This window comes from Brevibacillus schisleri, assembly GCF_055685845.1.
Genome location: NZ_JBVNDM010000001.1, coordinates 772,461 through 798,014 on the forward strand (window position 1 = coordinate 772,461; position 25,554 = coordinate 798,014).

Genomic DNA, 25,554 nt, shown 5'->3' on the forward strand with positions numbered 1-25,554 from the left:
CTTGTGATTACGCGTCGAGTGTCTTACTCAGCAGCCATGCTGCTTTCTTTCAAGATAACGTCATGTGCGCCGCCTTCTACCAAGCTGGTAGCAGAAATGACGGTAATTCGCGCTTTTTGCTGAAGCTCTGAGATGGAGAGCGACCCGCAATTGCACATGGTCGATTTGATTTTGCTCAAGGTACGGTCTATGTTCTCGCGCAGGCTTCCTGCGTATGGTACGTAGGAGTCTACGCCTTCTTCAAAGACGAGACTGCTTTTGCCGCCAGTGTCATAGCGTTGCCAGTTGCGAGCGCGGTTGGAGCCTTCTCCCCAGTATTCTTTCACGAAGTTGTTGCCGATCTTCACTTTTTTGGTCGGGCTTTCGTCGAAGCGAGCGAAGTAACGTCCCAGCATGACAAAGTCTGCACCCATAGCCAAAGCCAGTGTCACGTGGTAGTCGTGTACGATTCCGCCGTCAGAGCAGAGCGGAACGTAAATGCCTGTTTCCTTGAAATACTCGTCGCGAGCTGCTGCCACTTCAATGAGGGAAGAGGCTTGACCGCGTCCGATTCCTTTTTGCTCGCGGGTGATGCAGATGGAGCCGCCGCCGATCCCTACTTTAATGAAATCTGCGCCCGATTCCACGAGATAGCGGAAGCCTTCCTTATCGACGACGTTACCTGCACCAATCGGAACATTGAAGTTTTCTTTTACAAATTGAACCGTCTCGCGCTGCCATTCGCTGAAGCCATCGGAGGAGTCGATGACCAGGATATCAACGCCTGCTTCCACCAACGCAGGGACGCGCTCCTTGTAGTCCTTTGTATTGATACCGGCACCTACGATATAGCTCTTGTTCGCGTCCAAAAGGGACAGCGGATTGTTTTTGCGGGAATCGTAGTCCTTGCGGAAAACGAGGAAGTCGAGATTTTGATTTTCATCTACGATTGGCAAGCAGTTGAGCTTGTGCTCCCAGATCAGGTCGTTGGCTTCGGAGAGCGTGATGCCGGATTTGCCATAGATCAGCTTCGAGAATGGAGTCATGATGTCGCTGACGAGTTTGTCCTGAGAGTCGCGGCTGATGCGATAATCGCGACCCGTTACGATTCCGAGCAGCTTGCCTTTTGCCGTACCATCTTCCGTAATGGCAACGGTGGAGTGGCCTGTCGCCTCTTTCAATTCCAAAATGTCTTTCAGCGTATGGCTTGGCGTCAGATTGGATCGGCTCACGACGAAACCAGCCTTGTAGCCTTTTGCTTTGCGAACCATGGTTGCTTGGCTCTCGATGGACTGGGAGCCAAAAATAAACGAAATACCGCCACATCTAGCCAATGCGACCGCCATATGATGGTCGGAAACTGCTTGCATGACTGCGGATGAGAACGGTATGTTTAGTGTGATGGCAGGCTTTTCACCTTTTTTAAACTTGGTAATCGGAGTGGATAAGTCCACATTGTTCGGTGTGCATTCTTTTGTGGTGAGATTTGGCAACAGCAAAAACTCATTAAACGTCCGAGATGGTTCTGTGTAATAAAAAGCCACGATTCTCTCCTCCTAGGTGAAATTGATTTTTGAACTGCTTCTTTAATAGAGAAATTTTTACCATGTTAACCGTGAAGTACGACAACGTCAATAGGGAATCGTTAGAAGGAGTGATTTCTTTGTTAAAATTGCGAACAGGTCATGAACATCGCCAGCTTTTGGAACAAATTTCGTTAGAAGATTCGTATATTTTATACGGGAATATTTTCTTGAGAACGGATAGGAGTGTCGTCGTAACGGACGGCGTCCAAGGAGAAATAACCGCCATCGGGTCTTACCTAAAAGGGATGCCGTTTCACGCGTTTTCACTTCATGTCGTAGAGGGGGAGGAAAATTACGAGGTGGAGCCGATGCTCTCCTATATGAAAGAAGTGCTAGACGGCAGCCTGCCAGATGGACAAAAGGGCGTGATTGCACTAGCAGAGCCTTGTCTGACGCGAGTACAAATTCCGAATATACTATCCACACGTACCATGCGTTTGATGAAACTAAAATATCCCGAGCGTCTTTTACCTGTGGGACAATCACGAATACTGGAGTTATCCGAAGCACAGATCGTGGAGGATATGGCGGCAGAGCTCGGAATGATTAGTTTTCGGGCGGAGGAAGTAGCAGAAATGCCACACATCGCGCTCTTTTCGGAAGGAGGAGAGCCAATGGCCGTAGCCGGCTTTCATGTCTATAACGAAGCCTTTGTAGAAATCGGGAACATTGGCACATCTGTTCATCATCGGCAAAAAGGATTGGGTACGCAAATCAGCTCAGATATTTCCCAGATTGGCTTGGATAAGTCTGACCATGTCTATTTGGTTGTCTTTGCGGATAATCCCACGGCGATACACGTGTATGAGAAGCTCGGTTTTGTCACGGTATCTTCCTACGCTTTTATTGAATTTCTCCTTTAGAATAGAAAAAGAGAGGACAAGTGTCCCCTCCTATCAGTTCAATCTGCCTTTAAACTCAATAGGTACGATCATCGTAAAGCAAGGTCCATCTGGATCGTTGCGGGCATCGATTGTCCCTTTATGTGCTTCTAAAACGGCACGGGTAATAGCGAGTCCAAGCCCATGCTTGCCCGACTTTCCTTTGCGGAAACGCTGGAACAAATTCGGCAGCAGCGCTTCCTCAATGGGGGGACCATCATTGGAAATCGTGACGACGACGCTTTTTCCCGCTTGTCTCCCTGTGACGGTAAGTCGGCTTTTGGCGTAGCGCAGTTGATTTTCCATGATATTGACAAATGCAGTGCTCAATTGCTCGCCGTCTCCCTCCACGATCAGGTCGTCTGCCAGATTTAACTCCCACTCGATTTGCGGATTAAGCACGGAGAGTCGCTGCTTCAACAGGTGCATCATCTCTGACAGGTCGACGCGATCGACTTGCATCATTTGCGAGACAGACTCGATCTTCGTGATATACAAGAGCTGCCCGACGACCTTTTCGAGGCGCTTGCTCTCCTCCATGATGATGGAAAGCCCTTTTTCAGCCTGAGGGCCCTGGAAGACGCCTTCTATGAGTCCTTGCGTGTATCCTTGAATCGCCATGATCGGTGTTTTGAGCTCATGGGAAATATTTTGGACAAAATGCTGCTGCGACTCGTCGTATTCCTTCAGTTGGTTTTTCATCATATCGAATGAGCGGGCGAGCTGTCCGATCTCATCCCCGCGATCCATCGCTAGCGGGATATCGAACTGACGACGAGCGATCTTTTTGCACAGATCTTCAAGGGTGCGTAGCGGCCTGCTCAAATACCCGCTAAACCACACGGCCAAAAGCCAGCTTACGAGCAGCAGCAGACCAAAAACGAGCAAAAACTGACGAGTCAAAATCGAATTGATCTGGTTGAGCTCCTGTTCCTTGGAGAACAGCACCATGTAGTAAGGGAAGCCGTGGTAGTCCATTTTTTTGCTGACGAACAAATAGCTCTCGTCTCCACGGTCCAGCGAACCATGCTGCAGCTTTTGGCTTGGGTATGTGGCTGCTTTTAGGAACAGCTCCTTGGAATCCTCATACGGTATGCGGCCGTTGCTATTGCTCCGGCTGCCCAGCTCTTGACCGTTCTCGGCATAGACAATCATATCAAAGGAGTACTCATAGCGTTGGAGCAAGAGCTGTAAAAAGTAGGGGGCAGCAGCCGGAACAGGCAGCAGCTCATTATGCTCATTGAAGGAGATATGCTGAGATAATGTGTAAAACTCTTCTTCCAAGAGCGAGTAAGTGTTGGATACCAGGTACTGTTTGACAGCCAGTGGATACCCGATGCCAAGGCCAACCCCGAGGACGCTTGTCAGGATCATGAACAAAATGAGGATTTGCCTGGAAATCGGGAGGTTTTTCAGCCGGAATTTGCTCATATACGCGTCATTCGGTAGCCGAAGCCATAGACCGTCTCCAATGGAAACTTGGGCATTTTTTTGCGGATGCGCTTCACCAAGTCATCGACAGCTCTATCTGAGCCGATGTAGTCTTCCCCCCAGATAGAGGTTAGAATCTGCTCACGATTCAAGGCCATACCTTGATTGTGCAAAAGGTAGACAATGAGCTCGAATTCTTTGGTGGTTAAATCAATAAGCTCGTCGCCTTCTTTTACTTGTCTGCCTTTTTCTGAGATGATATAAGGATCGATCGTTACCCAATCTTGGAAAGTTTGGGTAGAGGAAGCAGCGGCACCAGGCTTCTCATAGGTGCGCTGGAGCAGCTTTTTCGCACGGATGACCAGTTCCCGAGGGAGAAATGGCTTCGCCAAGTAATCGTCGCTGCCTAGTTCCAGTCCGATGATTTTATCGACATCCTGATCGCGAGCGGAGATGAAGATGATGGGTACATTCGACTTTTCGCGGATAAGACGCAAGAGCTCATAGCCGTCGATGTCGGGCATCATGATGTCCAAAATCCACAAATGTGGTTGTGTTTCTTCATCAAGTAACGGCAAGACGTCCTTGCCGCTAGAAAACGCTTTCACTTGCAATCCGGCATTTTGCAAATACGATTGCAGCAAGTCCAACAGGTTCGTTTCATCGTCCACCAGATAGACGAGGTAGGGGGTATTCATAGATTTCGGCCTCGCTTTGCATCTGTTTTATATCCGTATTGTAGCATAGCCCAAAACCAGATGTGTGGTACGGACGTATGAGAATCGTGGAAAACGTGTGGAAGCAGGATTCCCCTGTATCCTTCTGGAAAAAGAAACAGGGAAAAAAAGACAACGAGAGATGGAAAGGAGCGATTCATATGAAACGAACAGTCAAATCGTCTCTCATGGTACTAGCCTTCATGCTCTTAACGACGGCTTGCGGTCAAAAACCAGTGGACACCCAACCTAGTCCGCAGATACCTGATCCGCTCGTGCAAACGCCACCGGAAACGAATCAGCCCATCGAATATGCGTATAAGGCACCGATGACGGGAATTGGCAGTCACGAAAACCTGGGGAGCAAACGCCCGATCATGGTGATGATCAACAACGCTCCGCCCGCACGGCCACAAACAGGTATCAACAAAGCGGACATGATTTATGAGGTATTGTCAGAAGGGGAAATGACCCGTTTTCTTGCGATATTCCAAAGTCAAAGACCGGAAGTAATTGGACCTGTCCGCAGTATCCGCCCTTATTTTATCCAGATCGGGACTGGTTTCGATGCAGTTCTCGTCCACGCGGGAGGCAGTCCGGATGCACTGGAAACCTTGGCGAGAAAAGACCTCAGTCATCTAGATGAAATCCCGAATGGCAAATACTTTTGGCGCGAAAAATTCCGCAAAATGCCACATAACCTGTACACCAAGCCAGAGCTCTTGGAAAAAGCGATGCAGGATAAAGGGATGCGTCAAACGGCAGAGGTGCCTCACTTCACGTTCCTGCCGGAGGATACCGAGATCAAGGAAGGTGAGCCTGCTTCACAGGTAGATCTGACTTTCCACTCATTGAATAAAGCGGCTTTTACTTATGATGCCGAGCAAAAAAAATACATGCGCTTTACGGCAGGCAAGCCGCATTTGGACTTGAGCGACAAGAAACAGTTGTCCACGACCAATCTATTGGTCATCTCTGCCAAACACCGCGTGCTGGATAAAGAAGGGCGTCTATCGGTCGATGTAATCGGTCCGGGGGACGGTTATTTGTTCCAGCAAGGAAAAGCGCGCAAGATCAAATGGAAGCGCAGCAATGGTGTCATCCGTGCCTATGAGGATGCGGCTTTGACGCAAGAAGCAACACTTTTGCCTGGAAATACTTGGATTTCCATACTGCCGAACTCACCGGGTCTGTCGAAGTCCCTCAAGTTCCAGTAAGGATTAGGGGTTGCGGATGAAGGCGGTTTCTTCTAAGATAATTGGTGAAGCTTTAGTGCTTAAAAATTGTACAGTGAGAAATCGCTCGATAGACGGATATATAACAGAGGTGACAGACATGCAATTGGAAAAATTAAAAGGAAAAGGGCTCGAACAGTTGTTTGAAGCTGTTCTTTCCCTGGAAACGATGGAAGAGTGCTATCAATTTTTTGACGATCTGTGCACAGTGAACGAAATGCAGTCACTCGCACAGCGCCTGGAAGTGGCGAGAATGCTCCGCAAGGGCTTTACTTACAATCAGATCGAAGCAGAGACCGGGGCAAGTACGGCGACGATTTCCCGCGTCAAGCGCTGTTTGAACTATGGAAATGACGGATATCAGATGGCACTTGAGCGGATCGGAAAATAGCTAGGAGGCAGGCAACGTTGATTGACTATCGTGGCTGGCGCCATACATTTAAACTAGACCCGGATAAAACAATCGATGACGAGGCCTTGGAGGCGATTTGCGAGTCCGGAACAGATGCGATTATTGTGGGCGGCACGTACGGTGTGACCTATGACAATACACTCGAATTGATGTCGCGATTGCGTCGTTACGCAGTACCGGCTGTCCTGGAGATTTCCTCGCTGGATGCAGTTGTGCCGGGATTTGATTCGTACTTGATCCCGCTCGTCTTGAACGCTGGCGATCCAGACTGGATTTTTGCTCCGCATGTATCGGGGCTTCAAGCGTTTGGTGCTTATATTCATTGGGATGAGATCATTACAGAAGGATATATCATCGCCAATCCAGAAGCGGGCGTAGCACAGCTGACAAAAGCACGTCCGATTGCGGATGCCACGCAGGCCAAAGCGTACGCGCAGGTAGCGACGAACATTTGTCGTTTGCCGATTGTCTACATGGAGTACAGCGGTACATACGGCGATCCGACAATCGTAAAGGCTGCCAAGACAGGCGCGGGCGAAGCCCACCTCTTTTATGGCGGCGGGATTCGTAACCCGGAGCAAGCGGCAGAAATGGCTGCGATTGCTGATACGGTTGTTGTAGGAAATGTTATTTACGATGATCTCGCTGCTGCGCTTTCTACTGTGAAGGCTGTAAAAGGAACCCAATACTAAAAAAAGACCACCACTCCCATGAGCTGTTACAGTCTCGTTGGGAGTGGTGGTTTTATTTTTGCGTTAGTTCTTCAGTGGAAGTGCTACGCTCCAATCCATATCTTTTGCTTTGTTCACTTGTTCCTCGATCGTAAGCGTCAGCTCTTTCGGGATAACGTCCATCTCATCTACGAGTGTACCTTTCATGATAAAATTCCCTTTTTCATCTTTTGTTGTGGAGCCTACGAAATTAAAATCGTATTCATTACCCTTGTCATCAGCACCCTCCCAGGAATCTAAAAAGATCACACCCGGTGCCAAAGTTGCCTCTAGCTGTATGGTACTACGCAGCTTTTTGTGTTTTTCAGAAGTGATTGGGTTTGTTTTGGTTATCTCTTCTGAAGCAAAGTTTGAGAAGGTTAGTGTGCTTCCTTCATGCTGTATCGTTACAGGAGTGGTTTTTAGTGTCTCAATGGACAACTTTTGCTTAAAATTCGAAGGAACCTGATCATAATTATCACCGACTCTAAAGGTTAGATTTTTATCCGTTGGCAAGGAATGAAAGGTGATGAAGTGAATATTTTTGTCATCGGTTGCACGAACGAAATATTCCCTGCTTACATTTTTGAAAAATGGATTCGGCTCTTCCCCAAATTCACTCATTAGGTCCAGAGTGCTCCAAGCTGCGAGTACAGCCCCCTTGTCGTCCACCACTTCATAAGTTAAGGATGGGGAACTACCGCTTCCTTCCGTATTCTCGATAACGAATTCAGTTTGGCCAGGTGTCACCATCACTTGCTTCAGATTAATCACTTCCCCATTGGGAGCGGTAAAATGCTCGTTAATCGGAACAATTCTCGTTTCCTTTTTAGCTTTGGAAATATCAACAGGGATGGTCACGTTCCAATTCCCGTCAACTTTGTCCAGCTTCTTGATGCGAAGCTCGATGTTTAGTTTGTCAGGAATCTTGCTGACATCTGTAAAATATCGGCTAATCGGTCGGCTGACCATCAAGTACTCACCTTTTTCGCCGATGCTTTCCTTCTTGTTATATTTAAGATGGTACTTATCAATTGTCTCAAGAACGTTTCCGTCTTCGTCTATGATTTTTATTTCATAGGTTTCGTTCAGTTTATCTTCATCCCCCACTGGCAAATTCCAGAACAACTTTTCAAGTTGCTTGCCATTCTTATCCTTGAAGCCGAAAATAATCCGGACATCCCTCGTATCTGCCATAACTTCTTTTACTTCCAGCGTCATTCCGTTGTCGACGGCTTTCAAATCAAGCTTCTTGTTATATCCTCTTTCAAGTCCGCGCTGGATGAGGGCGTCCTCGGACGCTTTTGCTCCAAACAAGCTGCTCTCTGTCTGCTGCGGCTCTGATTTTATGGTAGCGGCATACAAGTTATTTACATAAGTCGCAAAAGATGGTGAAGTCAGTGTTCCAAAATAGACGACTGCTGCCATTCCTGCTACGGCGATGGTTGCTTTTTTCACGATATCCAGACTCCTTTTCTTCCAATCAATTTTCTTCTGTATGTTTTGTCTCTCTGAGCGTTTCAGAACGTGTATAGGGTAAGGGGGCAGATTCGCCATAATGGCATGGATGACAGCATGTGATGGCTCATCTGTTGCTAGCGATTCTTCCGGATCATCCAGCTCGTCCAGCTCATGCTTCAACTTCAACTGACAATGAGGGCACTCTTCCAAATGGGCTGCTATGACCTCGGCTTCCTCTGGTTCAAGAAGGTCGTATAGATACAAAGCAATTTGTCCTTTATCTAAGCATTTCATAGATGAAAGTCCCCCCCTTGCCCTGCATGTCCGATCGCTTCCCTTAGCTTGTCTTTTCCACGAGACAGGCGCGTCCGCACAGTACTCGACGGGATCGACAGTCGATGGCTGATTTCCTCACAACTCAATGATTCGAAGTAGCGCATTTCGAGGACGATCCGATACTTTTCTTCGACGGACATCATCCTTTGACGCAACAAGCGCTGCCCCTCCTTATTCAGAAAGGCAACCTCCGGCGTGTGGCTATCCACTGGTTCTATCTCCTCATTCGAGCGGAGCGTAAGCTTGCGTTTACGTTTACGCAGCTCGTCCAGACAATGGTTGGCAGCAATCCGGTACAACCATGCAGAAAAATCGTAGTTTGTCTTATATTCTGGTAAATGGTAGTACGTCTTAATGAAAATTTCCTGCACGATATCTTGTGCATCCGGTGTATGTCCCAACATCTTGCGAAGAATGGAACTTACTTTTCCGTGGTATCTGGCAATGATCTCGGAGTAGGCGTCTTTGTTTCCTTGCAAGACCCGCCCGATGATCACTCGATCTTCCTCCATTAGTGCTCCCCCTAAGCAAAAAAGGCTCGCTGCGCAGCTTTTCCTTTTTTGATCAAACAAAAGTGATCTTGGTGAAATTTTCTTATTACATCCTAGTACTACGAATCCCGAAATGAAAGTGTCCCAAAATCAGGGGGATTTTCCAAAATAGATCGAAATTTTTTCCAAAAAGAAGGAATCCTAAGATTTTTAATAGAAAATGGAAGGAAAATACTATTGCATACGAAATAAATAGTCAAATATTACCAAAATATATAAAATTTTGCTAATATTTGTAGATTTCTGTAAATTTATGAAATATAATCAACTTGTCTTTATTTTTGAATCAGAGAGAGGAGGAACTATCCATGAAAATCCAAGCGAAAAAAGTTGAAAGCGTTCGCACTACTGCAGTAGCAGCTTAATTCTCTTAAGAAGAGGGGGAATAGCACAAGAGCTATTCCCTTTTTTCATCTAAATTGAGCCGGGTTAGCTAACCTACTATTGGGAGGTGTTTTTATGGAACGTCGTCCTTTATTTAAACCAGTGCATCCCGTCTATGAAGTGACAGAGCAGATGCTCCGCTTGGGAGAGGCTCCTGGCTATACATTCGAATTGGAAGACGAGAATGGGTCCATCCGCAAGATGATCAAACTGATGGATGGCACTCGTACTGTCGGTGAAATACATACATTATTGGTTGTCGATTACCCCGAAATTACGTATGAAGAAATAGTGGAAGCAGTGGAATCACTGAGTGGTTTGGGTTTCCTAATGGATCAGGCGAAGGAAGAGGCTTCCGTTCTGACTTCGGAACAAAAGGAAAGATATAAAGCGAATATTCGCTACTTCTCCTTGTTTACCGATCTCAATCAAAGTCCAAGCGAGCTACAGGAACAGGTAAGTAGAAAAAAAGTGACGATCTTAGGGATGGGTGCCTTTGGCTCTACGCTACTGGTCAATCTGGTAGGAGCGGGTATTCAGCATATCAAGCTAGTGGATTTTGATAGAGTAGAGCTTAGCAATTTGAACAGACAAATGGTCTTTAACGAGCATGATATTGGTCGCCTGAAGGTAGAAGCGGCACGTGATTTCATCGGAAGGCTTCATTCTGAGGTATTGATTGAAACGGAGACGATGCAAATCAAGTCCAGCGAAGACGTGGAGCGGGTTATTGCGGGAAGTGACCTCGTGATGCTCGCAGCCGATCAGCCCTTTTTCTTTTTGCAGAGATGGGTGAATCATGCCTGCACCAAACTGCAAATCCCGTTCATTGCCGGGGGATTCAACCTCATCGAAGGACAGTTCTTCATGGTAGAACCGGGCAAGACAGGCTGTATCGACTGCATGCATTTGCATCGTTCTACACAGATCGAGGACTATCCGCAGCTGATCCAAAGGCTGCTCGATACCAACTTTATTCTGCCTACTGCCACCATTGCACCCAACACCATGATGATTACAGGAATGATGGCTTCAGATGCAATCAGGTATTTGACTGGAATTGCTCCTGTACAATCGGCGGGCAAATTTATCATTTTCGATTTCAACACGTTGGAAAAGAGCGTGTTTTTTGAGTGGGAGCGAAATGAAGCCGAATGCCCGACCTGTGGAAGAGGCAGCGGAACGGAACCGATTTTTCATATCAAGAGAAATGAAGTGCTCGCAAAGTAAGGAATCGTTCCTGTAAGAGAGGAAGGTGTCTAATTGAATATCTCGGGAGATAGCATTCTCAAGATGCACCCGCTTGCGCGCCGGGCGGAAAACGAGGAAGAGATCCTCATTGGGCGAACGGATATCAGCAATTTCATTGTGCTTCCGGCCATTGGTGTCGAGATCATCGATATGCTGGATGAAGGGAAGAGCATTCATGAAGTCGCGACGATCATGGAAGAACGGTTGGGCGAACCGGTAGATGTGCTTGACTTTGCGCAGGATTTAATTGCTTCCTATCAATTTGTCTACATGGTAGATGGAGAAGTTGTCAACGAGCCAGTGCCGGTTGTGGATCATTTCTCTTGGATCAAGCAGAGTACAGGGCAGTTTTTCTTTAATCGCGTTGCCTTTGGAGTATACGGTATCTTCTTTATCACGGGTCTTTTCATTTGTTTGTTTACGGGCAAGTATATCCCGGTCTATTCCGATATTTTTGTTTCTTCTTCCGTGACGGTTTCGGTAGTGGTTTCATTCGTGGCCACTTGGGTTTTTCTGTTTTTCCATGAGATGGCCCACTTGATGGCGGCCCGCTCATTGGGGATCGGCAGTCGTATCGGTCTGGGGCATCGTCTTGTTTTTGCCGTAGCAGAGACGAATATGTCCAATATTGTTCTTGTTGAGCCACAGCGCAGATACAGGGCGTTTTTGGCGGGAATGTCGTGGGATGCGATGTTTATGGGAATCGGTGTGATTCTGTTGTTTGCCAATGATCAGGGCTGGCTGACGCTTGTGCCCTTCATGGAAGCATTCATTCGCATGCTGAATGTCATTCTGCTCATGGCTTTGGCCTTTCAGTTTATGGTTTTCATGCAGACCGACTTGTACTACGTTTTGGCAACCAAGTTCCAATGCTCCAATTTAATGGTGAATACACGGATGTTTTTGAAAGGGAAATTCCGTTCCATGACGCAGGAGGAGCAGGAGGAATGGGAGTACGTAGCTGACCATGAGAAGAGAGTCATCCGCTGGTATAGCTGGGTCTATTTGATTGGATCGGTGTGGGGAATTTGGTTCTTTGTCCAGTATCAGCTGCGCATGGCGGTTGATTTCATCTGGATCATTGCTGACGACATGAAAAACGCTCCGCTTCACTCGTGGGAGTTTTGGGACGGCATCCTATTGATCCTGTTGGTGCTAGTTCCGTTTCTCATTTTGGGCTGGTCGTGGATGAGAGCCTATCGACAACGGAGAAGCGAAAGAGAGCGGACGAAATCCTTGCAGGGCACATAACGAATTTGTGTCTTCACCTTGCCAAGCTGCCCTGTTACGCTAGGGGAAAGAGAGATACTCAGGCAAAGGAAGTGCTCACATGAACCCGATGATCCAAACTATCATTCATCTGCGAAAAGAAGGGCATCTGGACGAAGCGATCCAGCTTGCCCTTCAGCTCGTCAGCCAATCTCCGACTGATCCTGTCGCTCATTATCAGTGTGCTTGGTGCCACGACGCAGCCGGATTGGAGAGGGAAGCTGTTCCCTTTTACGAAAAAGCGATTGAGCTCGGACTGTCTGTCGAAGACGACCTGCAAGGGGCATTACTCGGTTTGGGCAGTACGTATCGCACGCTGGGACAATACGAGCAGGCAGCAGCTACGCTTGAAAAGGGGATGCAACAGTTCCCCTGCGACCGTTCCTTTCCGATTTTTCTTTCCATGGCGTATTACAATCTCGGGAAGCATCACGAAGCCATGAATCTCCTCCTGAAAAACCTCGCAGAAACCTCAAGTGATCCTACGATTTTGGCCTATCAAAAAGCGATTCTGTTCTATGCAGATGATCTGAATAAGACGTGGTAGCGCCATACCATTCCATTTGCAGGAAAACAATTGCCTCCCGTTGTACAAGTACAACAGCGGGAGGTGCCTATGTATAAGCTGATATTGGTAGATGACGAAGAAGATGTAAGAGAAGGGGTTAGCCAAGAAATTGACTGGCATAGCCACGGATACGAGGTGGTTGCCACAGCAGAAAACGGCAGAGAGGCATTGGAACTGGTAGAGAGGCTGCGACCGGACGTCGTCGTAACCGACATCAAGATGCCCTTTATGAACGGACTTCAGCTGGCGGAGTCCATCGGGCGCGATTACCCTGCCATTCGCATCATTATCTTGACCGGGTTTGATGAGTTCGAGTACGCGCAGAAGGCCGTGAAGCTGCAAATTGATGAATATGTGCTCAAGCCGTTTTCTGCGAATGAGCTGACGGAGGCGCTGGACAAGGTCAAGCGACGGATGGACGAAGAGGCGGCCCACCGGGAAAACGTTCAGCTGCTGCGCGATAGCTATCGAAAAAGTTTGCCGGTGTTGCGGGAGGTTTTTTTATCATCTTTGCTGAGTCGTCAGCTCGTACAGCAAGATGTTTTTGCAAAAGCCTGCGAATACGGGATAGAGCTCAGGAGTCCCGAATACCTCGTGGCGGTCATCTGTGTAGACCAGCCCAAGCAGGAGGAGCAGCAGTTGTTTCTTTTTGCTGTGAAAAATATTGCAGAAGAGCAGCTAAACGCAGGCAAACAGGCGGGCATCGTTTGTTTCCATGAAGATCAGGTAGTGCTGCTCATGCGAACAAAAGCAGACGACACGCAGCGAATCGAAGTGCGAGCACAAAATATCGCAGAAGAAATCAGGCGAACGATTGAAAAATATATGAGCATCACGGTGACAATCGGAATTGGCAACGCTGTGGCAGATATAGCAGCACTCCCTTATTCGTATGAGGACGCCATGCAGGCACTCGATTACAAAAGCATCCTTGGCTGCAACAGGATGATATTGATCAATGACGTGGAAAAGCAAGCGAGTGAACAGATACGCCTCGATGAGAGAAGGGAGCATGAATTGGTTCGGTGCATCAAAATGGGGACGAGTGCGGAGCTTCGGAACGTGATTGATGAATTGTTTGCTCAAGTGGCGGGTGTACCCGTATCCATTGAGGACTACCGAATTTATTTGTTGGAAATTATGACGACCATTTTGAAGACTGCCCATCGTGCCGAAGTTGACATGGATCAACTGTTTGGCGGGCAACGTTATCTGTTGCAGGTTATGACGACCTGTACCGGTATGGAGGATGCCCGAGAACAGATCACAGATATTTGTGAGCGCCTCATGGCGAGTATCGCAAGCGGACGGCAAACGACGTACAGGCGATTGATCACGCAGGCATTGGACTACACCCACGCACATTACCATTCTCCCGACATATCCATCCATAAGGTGTGCGAGCATCTGCACATCAGCCTCGGTTATTTTAGCGGTATTTTCAAGAAAGAGACGAAAACCACCTTTGTTTCCTATCTCTTGTCGTTGCGCATGGAAAAGGCCAAGGAGCTTTTGCGGACAACCGATTTGAAGTCCTTTGAAATCGCGGAGAAAGTAGGATATACCGATCCCAATTATTTTAGTTTCAGCTTTCGCAAGTATACAGGCATGTCCGCTAAAGAGTACCGAAGTCAGAGCGAGCAGGAAGGTTAACCGATGAAACGATTGCTAGCGGTGATCAGGGTCAAAGGCATTCAATTTATTATTACCACTTCCTTTACACTCGTGACGGTACTCGTCATGCTGTTTGTCGGAGTGATGCTGTACGGAAAATTTGCGCAGACGGCAGAACAAAACGCCTATTTGCACACGCAGCAAATCCTGGAACAGGTGAAATATAATCTGGACAGCTATTTGAACGGGATGACGCAAATTTTCGAACTCGTCGATGACAAGATCAGAAGAAGCAAGGGACTCACGGCTGACAAGCTGAGCGAACAGCTGGAGACAATCGTAGAAACGAGAAAGGACATCGTCTCCATCGCGGTTTTTACACGAGACGGAACGTTATTGGCCACAACTCCTTCCAAAGTACTGAGGCAAAACACTCGTTTGACCGAACAGAGCTGGTTCCAAAAGGCGAATGAGGACCCGACGAACCTGAACTTTTCGCTCCCGCATATCCAGAACCTGTTTAAAGGAGAGTACACCTGGGTCGTCTCGATGAGTCGGGAAATTCTTCTCCACGGACCTGACGGAGAAATTCCTGCCGTACTTTTAGTCGATGTGAATTTCAAAGAGATCGATGACCTATGCCAGAGAGTGGGCTTGGGGAAAAAGGGGTACGTCTACATCATCGATTTGGTCGGGAACATCGTCTACCATCCGCAGCAGCAGTTGATTTACGCCGGATTGAAAAATGAAAACCGTTTCTTGCCGCTGAAGCATTCCTACGGCAGCTATGTAGAAGAGACACAGGACGAAACGCGCTTGATCACCATCAAGACGATCGATCAGCTAGGCTGGAAAATCATTGGGGTTTCCTACATGGACGAGATTGTCACGACCAAAAAAGAAATCAGTCGCTTCATTTTTTTGTTGCTCATCTTCGTGATTGTCATGGTGTTGTTTATACTGCACTATCTCTCTGCAAAAATATCTCGACCGATCAAACTGCTGGAGCAATCTATGGAAAAGGTGGAGCAGGGAGACTTTTCAGAGAGTGAACCGATCCGGGGAAGCCATGAGGTCGAACAGCTTTCCTTGCGTTTTCATCTGATGGTCGCGAAGGTCAGGGAATTGATGCACCAGATCATTCGGGAACAGGAAGCCAAACGAAAAAGCGAGCTGGAGGTGCTACAGGCACAGATCAATCCGCATTTTCTGTACAACACGCTGAACTCTGTGGTCAGAATGGTCGGCAACGGAAAAAACGAGGATGTCATCACCACGATTACTTCGTTGTCAAAACTGTTTCGGATTAGCCTGAGTAGAGGTAAAAACATTATCACGGTGCGTGAAGAGCTGGAGCACGTGCGGCATTATCTCATTATTCAAAAAATGAGGTACAAGCAAAAATTTGAGTACGAGATCGTGGTCGAGAATGAGGAGGAGGATGGGGTGCTTAACTGTCTGACGCTGAAGTTACTGCTCCAGCCAATTGTGGAAAACGCTATCTACCACGGGATCGAGCATTTGGCTGATCCGGGACAGATTCGCATATTTGTAGCGCTCATCGACGGCAAGGTGTTACTTCAAGTGAGTGACAATGGCTTGGGCATGTCCCCAGATGTTCTTGCCCAAGTAAAAGCCTGCTTTTACAAAAGCGAAGAAGGCTCGGGCGTTGGAATTCAAAACGTGCAGGAACGCATCCGCTTGAGCTTTGGCGAACAGTACGGTTTGGAAATCGCGAGCGAACAGGAAGAGGGGACCGTTGTGCGTGTATGGATTCCGCGGCAGGTTGCAGAGGAGCGAGATCGTTTATGAGGACAGCAGCGGGGAAACGTTTTACCGTATACGGACTGGTCGTTTTGGTAGCGGTGACGCTTTTTTACTCGTGTAGTGCTTCGCTAACGGATGTGGAAGTAGACAAGAAAAAAACAGTAGCGCTAATCGTCCGTATGAAGCACGGCGATTATTGGCGAACAGTCAAGCTCGGCGCGGAGATGGCTGCTAAGGAATATGAGCGAAACTTGAATTTTTACGCACCGGACTATGAGGAGGATGCTCAGAGGCAAATGGAGCTGGTGCAGCAAGCAATCGCAGATGGTTCCGAGACAATCGTGGTGGCACCTAGTGACGAACAAGTTTTGAGAGAAGCCATTAAGCTGACAAGGGAGCGGGCCATCCCGATCCTTGTACTCGACACAGTCGGAAATGATTCAGCCGTCAAGAGCTACATTGGGACGGATAACTACGATATGGGCAGGAAGGCCTTCGAAAAAATGGTGTACCTGATTGAAAAAAAGGGACAAATCGCATTGCTCGGTACAGATCGGATAAAGGCAAATGCCAAACGAAGAGAACAGGGCGTCCTCGATTTGCTCCCACGGGAAATGCAGGTTGAACTGGTTGCCAACGAAAATGTTCCCTCGGATAAAAAGCAGATTGGTGAATGGACGCGCGAACTGATTCGCAAACATCCGCAGTTGAAAGGAGTAATTGCACTCGATTCCAGTACAGCGATCGGTGTGGCCGAGGAAATAGAAAACAGTGGACTGCGGGACAGAGTCAAAATCGTAGCAATCGACAGCCCGCCGGAAGTGCTGGAGTATTTGGAGGAAGGAATCATTTCCGCGACGATCATCCAGAAGCCGCTATCGATGGGATATCTAGGCGTCAAGTACGCGGTCGACGCGAGCAACAGAGAAGCAATACCCAGTTTGGTCGACACCGGAACAAAAGTAATCGATCGGGAGAATATGTTCTGGTCGGAGAATCAAAAGCTCCTCTTCCCCTTCGTTAAATAGGCCACCGAAAAACAGATGAGAATTTTGATAGAAATACGCAGGATTTTCGATGGAACACATTATGGAAAACGCTTACATTTGGTGTATATCAGATGTAAATATAGGGGATAAAGGGGGATTATCGAATGAGAAAGCTGATTGCCACTACACTGGTGGCCGCTGTTACGCTCTCGGTGGTTGGATGCTCACAGTCAGGCGGTTCGCAGCCGGCAGCGTCGGGGGGAGGATCGGCTCCCGCGGGGAATCCCAAAATCGGAGTCGCCATTTACAAGTTCGATGATACGTTCATGACGGGAGTACGCAATGCGATTTCAAAAGCAGCAGAGGGCAAGGCGGAGGTGGACATTGTAGACAGCCAAAATGCCCAGCCTACGCAAAATGACAAAGTAGATTTGTTCATTAACAAAAAGGTAAATGCCCTCGCCATCAATCCGGTGGATCGCACAGCGGCTGGCGTCCTTATCGACAAGGCGAAGCAAGCCAATATCCCTGTCGTCTTCTTCAACCGTGAGCCGATGCCAGAGGATATGCAGAAGTGGGATAAGGTCTACTACGTGGGAGCAAAAGCGGAGGAATCCGGCACGATCTCTGGGCAGCTGATCGTCGATTATTGGAAAGCAAACCCGGAAGCAGATAAAAACAAGGATGGTGTCCTCCAATACGTCATGTTAAAAGGCGAGCCAGGGCATCAGGATGCTGAGCTGCGGACGAAGTTTTCGGTGAAGGCGATTGAAGATGCAGGGATTAAAGTAGAGAAGGTCGCGGAAGATACGGCCATGTGGGATCGCGTAAAAGGGCAAGAAAAGATGGCAGCCTTCCTTGCAGCTTCCGGTGACAAGATCGAAGCTGTTCTTGCCAACAACGACGATATGGCACTGGGGGCAATCGAAGCGCTGAAGGCATCCGGCTATTTTGCGAATGGCAAGTACATGCCCGTTGTTGGCGTGGATGCTACAGCGCCCGCACTAAAGGAGCTCGAGGCGGGAACCTTGCTCGGAACGGTCCTCAACGATGCGAATAATCAGGGAAAAGCCACTCTTAGCATCGCGGCGTCTTTGGCAAAGGGTGAAACGCCAACAAAAGATTCCACTGGCTTTGACATTACAGACGGTAAGTACGTGTGGGTGCCCTACAAAAAAATCACCAAGGAGAACATGAACGACGCGAAATAAAAGGCAGGGGAGTCGGTGATGTGACGAATCCGACTCCCCTGTTTCGGTGATGGGGATGATTTTGCAAAGAGGAGGGCATTCCATGGCCCAGCAGGAGTTTTTGTTGGAAATGAACCACATTCACAAAGAATTCCCAGGGGTCAAGGCACTCGATGATGTCACGCTAAAAGTCCGGCCCGGAACAGTCCATGCACTGATGGGAGAGAATGGAGCAGGCAAATCTACCTTAATGAAATGCCTCTTCGGAATTTATCGGCCAGATGCGGGAGAAATCGTCTTAAACAATGAGCAGGTGACGATGAGCAGCTCAAAGGACGCGTTGGCACACGGCATCTCCATGATTCATCAAGAGCTGCATCCGGTGCCCTTTCGCAATGTCATGGAAAACATATGGCTAGGACGTTTTCCGGTCAAAAGAATCGGTCCTTTTCCGTTTGTGGATGAGAAAAAAATGCTTTCGGATACAGAGAAGCTATTTGCTGATCTGGGAATGGACCTGAATCCGCACGCTGTAGTCCGTGATTTGTCTGTATCCAAGGTACAGTCGCTTGAAATTGCTAAAGCGGTCTCCTACCGATCCAAAGTGATCATTATGGACGAACCGACGTCTTCCTTGACGGGAAATGAGGTGGAGCAGTTATTTGCCATCATCCGCGAACTGAGGAGCAGAGGTGTCGCTATCATCTATATTTCACACAAGATGGAAGAAATTTTACGGATTGCGGATGACGTAACGATCATGCGCGATGGCAAGCTCATCGGTACATGGCGGGCTACTGAGCTAACGACAGACCTGATCATCTCCAAAATGGTCGGACGGAACCTGACGCAGCGTTTCCCGAGTCGTTCCAATACACCGGGGGAACCCATTTTGAAGGTAGAGGGATTGACCTCCCCGTTTTCCCAGTCTTTTCAGCACGTGTCGTTTGAATTACGCAAGGGCGAAATCTTAGGCGTAGGCGGTCTCGTGGGTGCACAACGAACAGAGCTGATTGAGGCATTGTTTGGACTGCGTGCAGTGTCAGCAGGAAAAGTGTCGATCAACGGTAAGGAGGTACGGATCAAATCACCGAAGGATGCGAAGAAGTACAAAATGGCGCTCTTGACGGAGGAACGGCGAGTCACTGGCATCATTCCTGTCTTATCGATTCTCGAAAATACGGTCATCGCGAATTTGGCCAGTTACCAAACACCTTTTCTGCTCCTCAATGAGCGCAAGCGTAGGGCGGATGTCAGTCGAAGCATCGAGATGCTCCGCGTCAAGACGCCCTCTATGAAAGCAATGATCAAAAACCTGTCGGGAGGCAATCAGCAAAAGGTTCTGCTAGCGCGGTGGCTTTTGACTGATCCGGATATTTTATTGCTGGACGAACCTACGCGTGGAGTTGATGTCGGCGCCAAATACGAAATCTACACCATCATCGCGGAGCTGGCGAGTCAAGGAAAAGGCATCATCATGATTTCTTCGGAAATGCCGGAGTTGCTTGGCATGTCAGATCGAATCATGGTCATGTGCGAGGGGAAGCTCTCCGGTTTTTTGTCAGGAACAGCAGCAACTGAAGAAGAGATCATGCGGCTGGCTACCAAGCATCTAGCATGAGAAAGGAGGGGAACAGGCATGTCTTCGTTGTCTGCTAAACAGGTGCAAGGCTTTGTTACGCAAAATGCCATCTATATCGTTTTGGTTTTGTTGATAGCGGGAATTGCGATTTACGATCCCAATTTTCTTTCCATTACAACGCTTCGAGATATTTTGATGCAATCCTCCACTCGCGCCATTATTGCCTTGGGTGCTGCGTTTGTTCTTATTACAGGTGGAACGGATCTTTCTGCGGGGCGAGTGGTCGGATTGACGGCTGTCATCTCCGCCTCGATGCTGCAAACTCAAGACTACCCGCGGAGATTTTTCCCGGATTTACCCGATTTGCCGTTGCTTATCCCCATTCTCATTGCAATCGCTGCGGGCTTGCTGGTTGGCCTGATCAACGGCATCATTGTGTCTCGTTTTAGCGTGCCCCCTTTTATTGCCACGCTGGGCATGATGGTCATTGTATACGGATTCAACTCCATCTATTTTGACAGAGAGCCCAATCAATCTCAGCCAATAGCTGGACTGCGGAGTGACTTCAATCAGCTTGGGACGGGGTACATCGGCCCGAGTGGCCCGTATTCGATCCCGTATATCGTCATCATTGCGATCATGGTTGCGTTTATCGTCTGGGTGATTTTCAACAAAACACGGCTTGGTAAAAACATGTACGCCATCGGAGGCAACATGCAGGCCGCCACTGTTTCCGGGATCAACGTCGCTTTCAACCTCATGATGATCTATGCCATTGCGGGTGCCCTGTATGGACTCGGTGGTGTTTTGGAGGCAGCCCGGACAGGTGGGGCGACGAACAACTACGGTAACATGTACGAGCTGGACGCCATTGCAGCCTGTGTGGTAGGGGGAGTCTCGACGTCTGGCGGAATTGGTACCGTTCCAGGTGTGCTTGCGGGTGTCCTTATTTTTGGCGTCATCAACTACGGCCTTACATTTATTGGAGTCAGCCCGTATTGGCAGCTCATTATCAAAGGACTCATCATTGTGGCAGCCGTTGCTTTTGACATTCGTAAATACTTGGCGAAAAAATAAAAACGAGACCCCGGATCAGCTGTCAACCAAGGCAGCTTTTTCTGGGGTCTCTGATTGTTTATTTTCGCAACGGTGTGATTTTCATATACGTAAATAATCGCCAGACCCACTCAAGTGGCCCCATGCGGAAGACAGACAGCCAGAGTACGCTTACTACCATTTGCACCACGTAGATACCGAGGCAGATCAGTGTCGTTTGCAGGTAGCCGAGATTGCCAAACCAATCGAACACACAGCCTCCCACAAGGATCAATACGGTTTGTCCGACGTAGTTTGTCAAAGCCATACGCCCATAGCTGGTCAGCGGAGAGAGGATGGTCTGGACGAATTTATTTTGCAGCAACCGAATCAGGGTCGTCGTGTAAAAGGCAGCCATGACAAGACCAGTGGAGGTCAAGGCAATCGTGTAGTTCATCAACTGCTGGAGGGCTTCTTCTGACACGGTATCGTCTACAACCGCATTCGCCCCACTCATTGCTAGATCAGCTGGAGTCAGTCGGTATTGGATAAACAAGCCGATTAACGAAAGGACGAAGGTCACGCCCTGCACTTTTTTAATCACGGGTAAAAATTTCGGAATATCTTGAAAGACCCCGTATTGCCCGACAGCGAGTCCCAAAATAAATAAGGGGAGCACCAAAAGCGCTTTAAAGCCAATAGAGCAGACAAGGATAGACAGAATAAGGCCGATGATCAGATTGGTTCGCGCCCTCAATCGATAAAAGGGCAGTAAGATGAAGCCGAAAATAGCGTAGATGAAAAGTGCTTCACCAGGGTGAAACATTTTATGCACAAAGCCAAGAGCGAGTAGGGCAATCAGACGCCGAATGAACAAAACGGTGCTATTGGCCCCTTTTTCTTTTGCTCGACTGATGAAAATATAGAAGCCTACGCCAAACAAGAACGAGAAGATCACGAAGAAGCGAGATTCCACAAAGAAATTGAAAAACTGGAACAGCCAGTGGTCTACACTTCCTAGCTCAGGTGTTTGCGCATACAGCAATGCCACGATGTTGACGAGGAGAATACCCATTAAGGCGAAGCCCCGTACAGTATCTACTGTATCAATTCGTTGGTTTAACGTAGGTGCGTTTTCTTTCAATCTCATCACTTCCTTCTCTTGTTGTTCGTCGCCCGATCACGCACCTCTCCTATCCTAACTCAACCGGGGATGGAGGGAAATGGCATTTGCTTACGTCTCGCTTACAAAAGTGTAAGAAGTGAGGGGGATCTCCCGTATTCGACCGCAACTTCATCTCAAATTCCTGCGTCTATTGTAATAATCAGGAAGTTGGGGTGCGCAATGAAACCAATCGCACGGGGAAAGTGGCGTCTGGCAGCGGGCATGGCCTATTTTCGTTGGAAAAGGTATGTACAATGGACATTTGGTAGAACGAGGTTCGCTTATGAGAAAAGAAGCGAGTGGTTGCGCTATGTCCATTATTCTCATCAAACGATTTTGTTACGCCCATTACAGAACGTGGAGATGTGGATGCAGCACAACAAAGTGATTAATTTGCGGCTGGCCATTGCACGACTGAACGGATTGATCATCCATCCGGGGGAATCCTTTTCGTATTGGAAGCAGATTGGCAAGCCAACCCGTAGCAAAGGCTATGTAGAGGGGATGCTGCTCTCGCAGGGACGCGTCACGGCCGGAGTTGGTGGAGGGCTTTGTCAGCTCTCGAATCTGCTGTACTGGATGACCCTGCATACACCGTTGACAGTGACGGAACGACATCGTCATAGCTTCGATGTTTTTCCTGACTCGAATCGGACACAGCCGTTCGGGAGTGGAGCGACTTGTTTCTATAACTATTTGGATTTGCAAATCGCCAACCAGACGCGACAGCCCTTTCAACTGCATGTCTACCTGACCGATACACATTTGGTAGGGGAATGGCGTTCCGACATGCCACCGACACGGACGTATGTCATTATCGAGAAAGAACATGAGATCCTTCCTTCGATTTGGGGAGGGTATGAACGGAAAAATGAATTGTATCGAGATGTCTACACGCTGGAAGGAGAACGGGTGGAGCAAGAATGGCTGACGGAGAATCGGGCTTATTTGATGTACGAGCCATTGCTACCGAAAGGATGATGTTTCCTGTTCGGGATACGAACTGGAACTCCACTGCGATCTGTGCGAAAATAGGAACATATGCTTTCGTCTAGGGAACGTGGAAAGGTGGATTTATACATATGTCTTTTGCAGATCGTATCACAGCAGGACTGAACCCTGAGCAGCGGGAAGCAGTCCTTACAACAGAAGGCCCCGTCTTGATTTTGGCCGGTGCGGGTAGTGGCAAGACTAAGGTACTGACACAGCGTATCGCATACTTGATCAGTGCCAAACAAGTAGCGCCTTGGAGCATTTTGGCGATCACCTTCACCAACAAAGCAGCGCGTGAGATGCAAAACCGTGTGGCTGCCATTATTGGCGGAGCGGCAGCGCAGGATGCATGGCTGTCGACGTTTCACTCCTTGTGTGTGCGGATTTTGCGCAGGGATATCGACCGACTCGGCATCAATCGCAGCTTTTCCATTTTGGATGCGGGTGACCAGTTGTCTGTCGTCAAGCAATGTTTAAAAGAGTTGAACATCGATCCGAAGCAGTATGAGCCGCGTTCGATTTTGGCTGCGATCAGCGGAGCGAAAAACGAGCTGACTGATCCAGAAACCTATACGCGTCTTGCGGGCGATCCATTTGCACAAGTGGCAGCAAGGGTTTACACGGCCTATCAGAAAAAGCTGAGAAACAACCAATCGCTAGACTTCGACGATCTGATCATGACGACAGTTCGTCTGTTTAAAGAAGTGCCGGAAGTATTGGAGTTTTATCAAAAGAAATTCCGCTATATACACGTTGACGAGTATCAGGATACAAACCGGGCGCAATACCTTTTGATTTCCATGCTGGCAGACAAGCACCGAAATGTTTGCTGCGTGGGGGATGCTGACCAAAGTATTTATAAATGGCGCGGTGCCGATATCTCGATCATTTTAAACTTTGAAAAAGACTATCCCGAAGCCAAGCTCATCAAGCTCGAGCAAAACTATCGCTCCACCAAAACGATTTTGCAGGCAGCAAACCAAGTCATTGCCAACAACAAGCTGCGCAAAGAAAAGAAACTCTGGACCGAGAATCCGGGCGGCGACAAGATCATGTGCTTCCAGGGTGATTCCGAGCACGATGAGGCGTACTTTATCGTCGATACGATTCGCAAGCAGATGGCACAGTACAAGAGCTACGACAAATTCGCGATTCTGTATCGGACGAATGCACAGTCTCGTGTGGTCGAGGAAGTTTTCATCAAATCGAACATGCCGTACACCATTGTCGGCGGAACCAAGTTCTACGATCGCAAAGAGATCAAGGACATCTTGGCTTATTTGCGTCTCATCTCCAATCCGGATGACGATATCAGCTTGCAGCGCATCATTAACGTACCGAAGCGAAATATCGGGGATACGACGGTAGACAAGCTACAAGCGTATGCGAACGCAAATGGTCAGTCCCTTTTCCAAGCGATTCAGGAGACGGCTTACATGGGGCTGCCTTCACGCACGACGAATGCGATCCTGTCCTTTAATGATCTCATCTCGAATTTGATGCAAATGACCGATTACTTGAGTGTGACAGAGCTGGTGGAAGAAGTGCTGAAGCGCTCTGGATACCGCGATTCTTTAAAAGAAGAGAAAACGCTGGAAGCACAGGCTCGTCTGGAGAATATCGAGGAGTTCCTGTCTGTAACCCAGGAGTTCGAGCGCAAAAATGAAGACAAGAGCTTGCTTGCGTTCCTGACAGACCTCGCGCTGGTAGCAGACATCGATTCCTTGGGAGATGACGGTGCCCAGGAGGAAGTACCGGCAGAGGGACAGGTTGTATTAATGACCTTGCACAGCGCCAAGGGACTGGAGTTCCCTGTGGTGTTTCTGGTAGGTTGCGAGGAAGGTGTCTTCCCGCATAGCCGCTCTTTGTTTGACGATGCCGAGATGGAGGAAGAACGCCGTCTGGCTTACGTGGGAATTACACGGGCAGAGGAACGTCTGTACATGACATGTGCCCGTATGCGGACGTTGTTTGGACGGACGAATGTGAATGCGCCGTCTCGCTTCCTGCAAGAAATTCCGGCTGAGCTGTTGGAAGGAAATCCAGCGACAGCGGACCGAGGCTTCTCTGGCGGTGGACGCAGTAGTGCATTTGGACAGCGGGATGGCAGTGCATTCGGACGTGACACGGGAGCGAGACCATTTGGAGCGTCCTCCTCACAAGCAGGCTCTGCTCCGAAATTTGGCAGTGGTCAGAGAACCCCAAGCAGCACACCTGCTACATTTACCCGTCCGGCGGGTGAAAAACTGCCTGGACATGGTCAGGGAGCAGGCGTTGATTGGAAGGTTGGCGACAGAGTGGCACATGGCAAATGGGGCAACGGTACAGTCGTCAAAGTAAAAGGAACAGGCGACGACATGGAGCTCGACATTGCTTTCCCAAGCCCGACTGGCATAAAAAAGCTTTTAGCGAAGTTCGCCCCTATTCAAAAAGGATAATGTGCAAATGC

General features: G+C 48.5%; 21 protein-coding genes. 15 read left to right on the plus strand and 6 right to left on the minus strand.

The features are described from left to right. Nucleotides 1-23 precede the first annotated feature (23 nt). Complete coding sequence (locus ACUUHJ_RS03985) at nt 24-1,523, minus strand: IMP dehydrogenase (protein WP_289676090.1); 1,500 nt, start codon at nt 1,521-1,523, stop codon at nt 24-26. Nucleotides 1,524-1,633: 110 nt separating this feature from the next. Between ACUUHJ_RS03985 and ACUUHJ_RS03990 the strand changes: the two genes are divergently transcribed. Continuing rightward, nucleotides 1,634-2,428 carry a GNAT family N-acetyltransferase gene (locus tag ACUUHJ_RS03990; protein ID WP_472301138.1) on the plus strand — a complete coding sequence of 265 codons (795 nt, stop codon included), beginning with the start codon at nt 1,634-1,636 and terminating at the stop codon, nt 2,426-2,428. A 33-nt stretch (nt 2,429-2,461) separates the two neighbouring features. On the opposite strand, the gene ACUUHJ_RS03995 is transcribed toward ACUUHJ_RS03990, so the two are convergent. Continuing rightward, a complete protein-coding gene (locus tag ACUUHJ_RS03995) occupies nt 2,462-3,877 on the minus strand; it encodes a HAMP domain-containing sensor histidine kinase (RefSeq protein WP_472298299.1) in 1,416 nt (471 codons plus the stop codon). Continuing rightward, nucleotides 3,874-4,575 (minus strand): response regulator transcription factor, encoded by a 702-nt coding sequence (locus ACUUHJ_RS04000; RefSeq protein ID WP_472298300.1) that lies wholly within the window; start codon nt 4,573-4,575, stop codon nt 3,874-3,876. Before ACUUHJ_RS04000 ends, ACUUHJ_RS03995 begins: the two co-directional genes overlap by 4 nt. Before the next feature lie 179 nt (nt 4,576-4,754). Here ACUUHJ_RS04000 and ACUUHJ_RS04005 point away from each other — a divergent pair, with 179 nt between their 5' ends. From ACUUHJ_RS04005 to pcrB, 3 genes are all read left to right on the plus strand, one after another. Next, nucleotides 4,755-5,810, plus strand: a complete 1,056-nt coding sequence (locus ACUUHJ_RS04005; protein ID WP_472298301.1) for a DUF3048 domain-containing protein — start codon at nt 4,755-4,757, stop codon at nt 5,808-5,810. A gap of 118 nt (nt 5,811-5,928) precedes the next feature. After that, entirely contained in the window at nt 5,929-6,219 is a 291-nt protein-coding gene (locus ACUUHJ_RS04010) for a YerC/YecD family TrpR-related protein (protein WP_007717484.1), read from the plus strand. A gap of 17 nt (nt 6,220-6,236) precedes the next feature. Continuing rightward, nucleotides 6,237-6,932, plus strand: coding sequence for a heptaprenylglyceryl phosphate synthase (pcrB, locus tag ACUUHJ_RS04015; RefSeq protein ID WP_289676096.1), 696 nt, complete (start codon nt 6,237-6,239; stop codon nt 6,930-6,932). Nucleotides 6,933-6,995: 63 nt separating this feature from the next. On the opposite strand, the gene ACUUHJ_RS04020 is transcribed toward pcrB, so the two are convergent. Both ACUUHJ_RS04020 and ACUUHJ_RS04025 read right to left on the minus strand, forming a co-directional pair. Beyond that, nucleotides 6,996-8,705 (minus strand): DUF4179 domain-containing protein, encoded by a 1,710-nt coding sequence (locus ACUUHJ_RS04020; protein WP_472298302.1) that lies wholly within the window; start codon nt 8,703-8,705, stop codon nt 6,996-6,998. Further along, nucleotides 8,702-9,259, minus strand: a complete 558-nt coding sequence (locus ACUUHJ_RS04025) for an RNA polymerase sigma factor (RefSeq protein WP_289676098.1) — start codon at nt 9,257-9,259, stop codon at nt 8,702-8,704. Before ACUUHJ_RS04025 ends, ACUUHJ_RS04020 begins: the two co-directional genes overlap by 4 nt. A 498-nt stretch (nt 9,260-9,757) precedes the next feature. Between ACUUHJ_RS04025 and ACUUHJ_RS04030 the strand changes: the two genes are divergently transcribed. From ACUUHJ_RS04030 to mglC, 9 genes are all read left to right on the plus strand, one after another. Further along, nucleotides 9,758-10,912, plus strand: coding sequence for a HesA/MoeB/ThiF family protein (locus ACUUHJ_RS04030; RefSeq protein ID WP_289676099.1), 1,155 nt, complete (start codon nt 9,758-9,760; stop codon nt 10,910-10,912). Between the two features lie 33 nt (nt 10,913-10,945). Further along, nucleotides 10,946-12,184, plus strand: coding sequence for a PqqD family protein (locus ACUUHJ_RS04035; RefSeq protein ID WP_289676100.1), 1,239 nt, complete (start codon nt 10,946-10,948; stop codon nt 12,182-12,184). Between the two features lie 79 nt (nt 12,185-12,263). Further along, nucleotides 12,264-12,749: a tetratricopeptide repeat protein gene (locus tag ACUUHJ_RS04040; protein ID WP_289676101.1), complete on the plus strand. Its 486-nt coding sequence runs from the start codon at nt 12,264-12,266 to the stop codon at nt 12,747-12,749. Between the two features lie 69 nt (nt 12,750-12,818). Further along, a complete protein-coding gene (locus tag ACUUHJ_RS04045; RefSeq protein WP_472298303.1) occupies nt 12,819-14,423 on the plus strand; it encodes a response regulator in 1,605 nt (534 codons plus the stop codon). Between the two features lie 3 nt (nt 14,424-14,426). Then, nucleotides 14,427-16,196, plus strand: a complete 1,770-nt coding sequence (locus ACUUHJ_RS04050; protein WP_472298304.1) for a sensor histidine kinase — start codon at nt 14,427-14,429, stop codon at nt 16,194-16,196. Next, a complete protein-coding gene (locus tag ACUUHJ_RS04055) occupies nt 16,193-17,179 on the plus strand; it encodes a substrate-binding domain-containing protein (protein ID WP_472298305.1) in 987 nt (328 codons plus the stop codon). Before ACUUHJ_RS04050 ends, ACUUHJ_RS04055 begins: the two co-directional genes overlap by 4 nt. A gap of 125 nt (nt 17,180-17,304) precedes the next feature. Continuing rightward, entirely contained in the window at nt 17,305-18,351 is a 1,047-nt protein-coding gene (locus tag ACUUHJ_RS04060) for a galactose ABC transporter substrate-binding protein (RefSeq protein ID WP_012684421.1), read from the plus strand. A gap of 82 nt (nt 18,352-18,433) precedes the next feature. After that, complete coding sequence (locus ACUUHJ_RS04065; protein ID WP_289676105.1) at nt 18,434-19,951, plus strand: sugar ABC transporter ATP-binding protein; 1,518 nt, start codon at nt 18,434-18,436, stop codon at nt 19,949-19,951. An 18-nt stretch (nt 19,952-19,969) separates the two neighbouring features. Continuing rightward, nucleotides 19,970-20,989 (plus strand): galactose/methyl galactoside ABC transporter permease MglC, encoded by a 1,020-nt coding sequence (gene mglC / locus ACUUHJ_RS04070; RefSeq protein ID WP_016741215.1) that lies wholly within the window; start codon nt 19,970-19,972, stop codon nt 20,987-20,989. 58 nt (nt 20,990-21,047) lie between these two features. On the opposite strand, the gene ACUUHJ_RS04075 is transcribed toward mglC, so the two are convergent. Continuing rightward, nucleotides 21,048-22,097, minus strand: a complete 1,050-nt coding sequence (locus ACUUHJ_RS04075) for a DUF418 domain-containing protein (protein WP_289676106.1) — start codon at nt 22,095-22,097, stop codon at nt 21,048-21,050. A 195-nt stretch (nt 22,098-22,292) separates the two neighbouring features. On the opposite strand from ACUUHJ_RS04075, the gene ACUUHJ_RS04080 reads away from it, so the two are divergent. Continuing rightward, nucleotides 22,293-23,093: a VanW family protein gene (locus ACUUHJ_RS04080; RefSeq protein WP_289676107.1), complete on the plus strand. Its 801-nt coding sequence runs from the start codon at nt 22,293-22,295 to the stop codon at nt 23,091-23,093. A 101-nt stretch (nt 23,094-23,194) separates the two neighbouring features. Continuing rightward, nucleotides 23,195-25,543 (plus strand): DNA helicase PcrA, encoded by a 2,349-nt coding sequence (gene pcrA, locus ACUUHJ_RS04085; protein ID WP_472298306.1) that lies wholly within the window; start codon nt 23,195-23,197, stop codon nt 25,541-25,543. The last annotated feature ends 11 nt before the right edge of the window (nt 25,544-25,554 follow it).

What these genes read in the sequence shown, in the direction of transcription:
- ACUUHJ_RS04020 (WP_472298302.1), bottom strand. Translation starts at nt 8,705, where the DNA reads ATGAAATGCTTAGATAAAGGACAAATTGCTTTGTATCTATACGACCTT.
- ACUUHJ_RS04040 (WP_289676101.1), top strand. Translation starts at nt 12,264, where the DNA reads ATGAACCCGATGATCCAAACTATCATTCATCTGCGAAAAGAAGGGCAT.
- ACUUHJ_RS04025 (WP_289676098.1), bottom strand. Translation starts at nt 9,259, where the DNA reads ATGGAGGAAGATCGAGTGATCATCGGGCGGGTCTTGCAAGGAAACAAA.
- ACUUHJ_RS04050 (WP_472298304.1), top strand. Translation starts at nt 14,427, where the DNA reads ATGAAACGATTGCTAGCGGTGATCAGGGTCAAAGGCATTCAATTTATT.
- mglC (WP_016741215.1), top strand. Translation starts at nt 19,970, where the DNA reads ATGTCTTCGTTGTCTGCTAAACAGGTGCAAGGCTTTGTTACGCAAAAT.
- ACUUHJ_RS03995 (WP_472298299.1), bottom strand. Translation starts at nt 3,877, where the DNA reads ATGAGCAAATTCCGGCTGAAAAACCTCCCGATTTCCAGGCAAATCCTC.
- ACUUHJ_RS04055 (WP_472298305.1), top strand. Translation starts at nt 16,193, where the DNA reads ATGAGGACAGCAGCGGGGAAACGTTTTACCGTATACGGACTGGTCGTT.
- pcrA (WP_472298306.1), top strand. Translation starts at nt 23,195, where the DNA reads ATGTCTTTTGCAGATCGTATCACAGCAGGACTGAACCCTGAGCAGCGG.
- ACUUHJ_RS04080 (WP_289676107.1), top strand. Translation starts at nt 22,293, where the DNA reads ATGAAACCAATCGCACGGGGAAAGTGGCGTCTGGCAGCGGGCATGGCC.
- ACUUHJ_RS04060 (WP_012684421.1), top strand. Translation starts at nt 17,305, where the DNA reads ATGAGAAAGCTGATTGCCACTACACTGGTGGCCGCTGTTACGCTCTCG.
- ACUUHJ_RS04010 (WP_007717484.1), top strand. Translation starts at nt 5,929, where the DNA reads ATGCAATTGGAAAAATTAAAAGGAAAAGGGCTCGAACAGTTGTTTGAA.
- ACUUHJ_RS04000 (WP_472298300.1), bottom strand. Translation starts at nt 4,575, where the DNA reads ATGAATACCCCCTACCTCGTCTATCTGGTGGACGATGAAACGAACCTG.
- ACUUHJ_RS04065 (WP_289676105.1), top strand. Translation starts at nt 18,434, where the DNA reads ATGGCCCAGCAGGAGTTTTTGTTGGAAATGAACCACATTCACAAAGAA.
- ACUUHJ_RS04045 (WP_472298303.1), top strand. Translation starts at nt 12,819, where the DNA reads ATGTATAAGCTGATATTGGTAGATGACGAAGAAGATGTAAGAGAAGGG.
- ACUUHJ_RS04005 (WP_472298301.1), top strand. Translation starts at nt 4,755, where the DNA reads ATGAAACGAACAGTCAAATCGTCTCTCATGGTACTAGCCTTCATGCTC.
- ACUUHJ_RS04030 (WP_289676099.1), top strand. Translation starts at nt 9,758, where the DNA reads ATGGAACGTCGTCCTTTATTTAAACCAGTGCATCCCGTCTATGAAGTG.
- ACUUHJ_RS04075 (WP_289676106.1), bottom strand. Translation starts at nt 22,097, where the DNA reads ATGAGATTGAAAGAAAACGCACCTACGTTAAACCAACGAATTGATACA.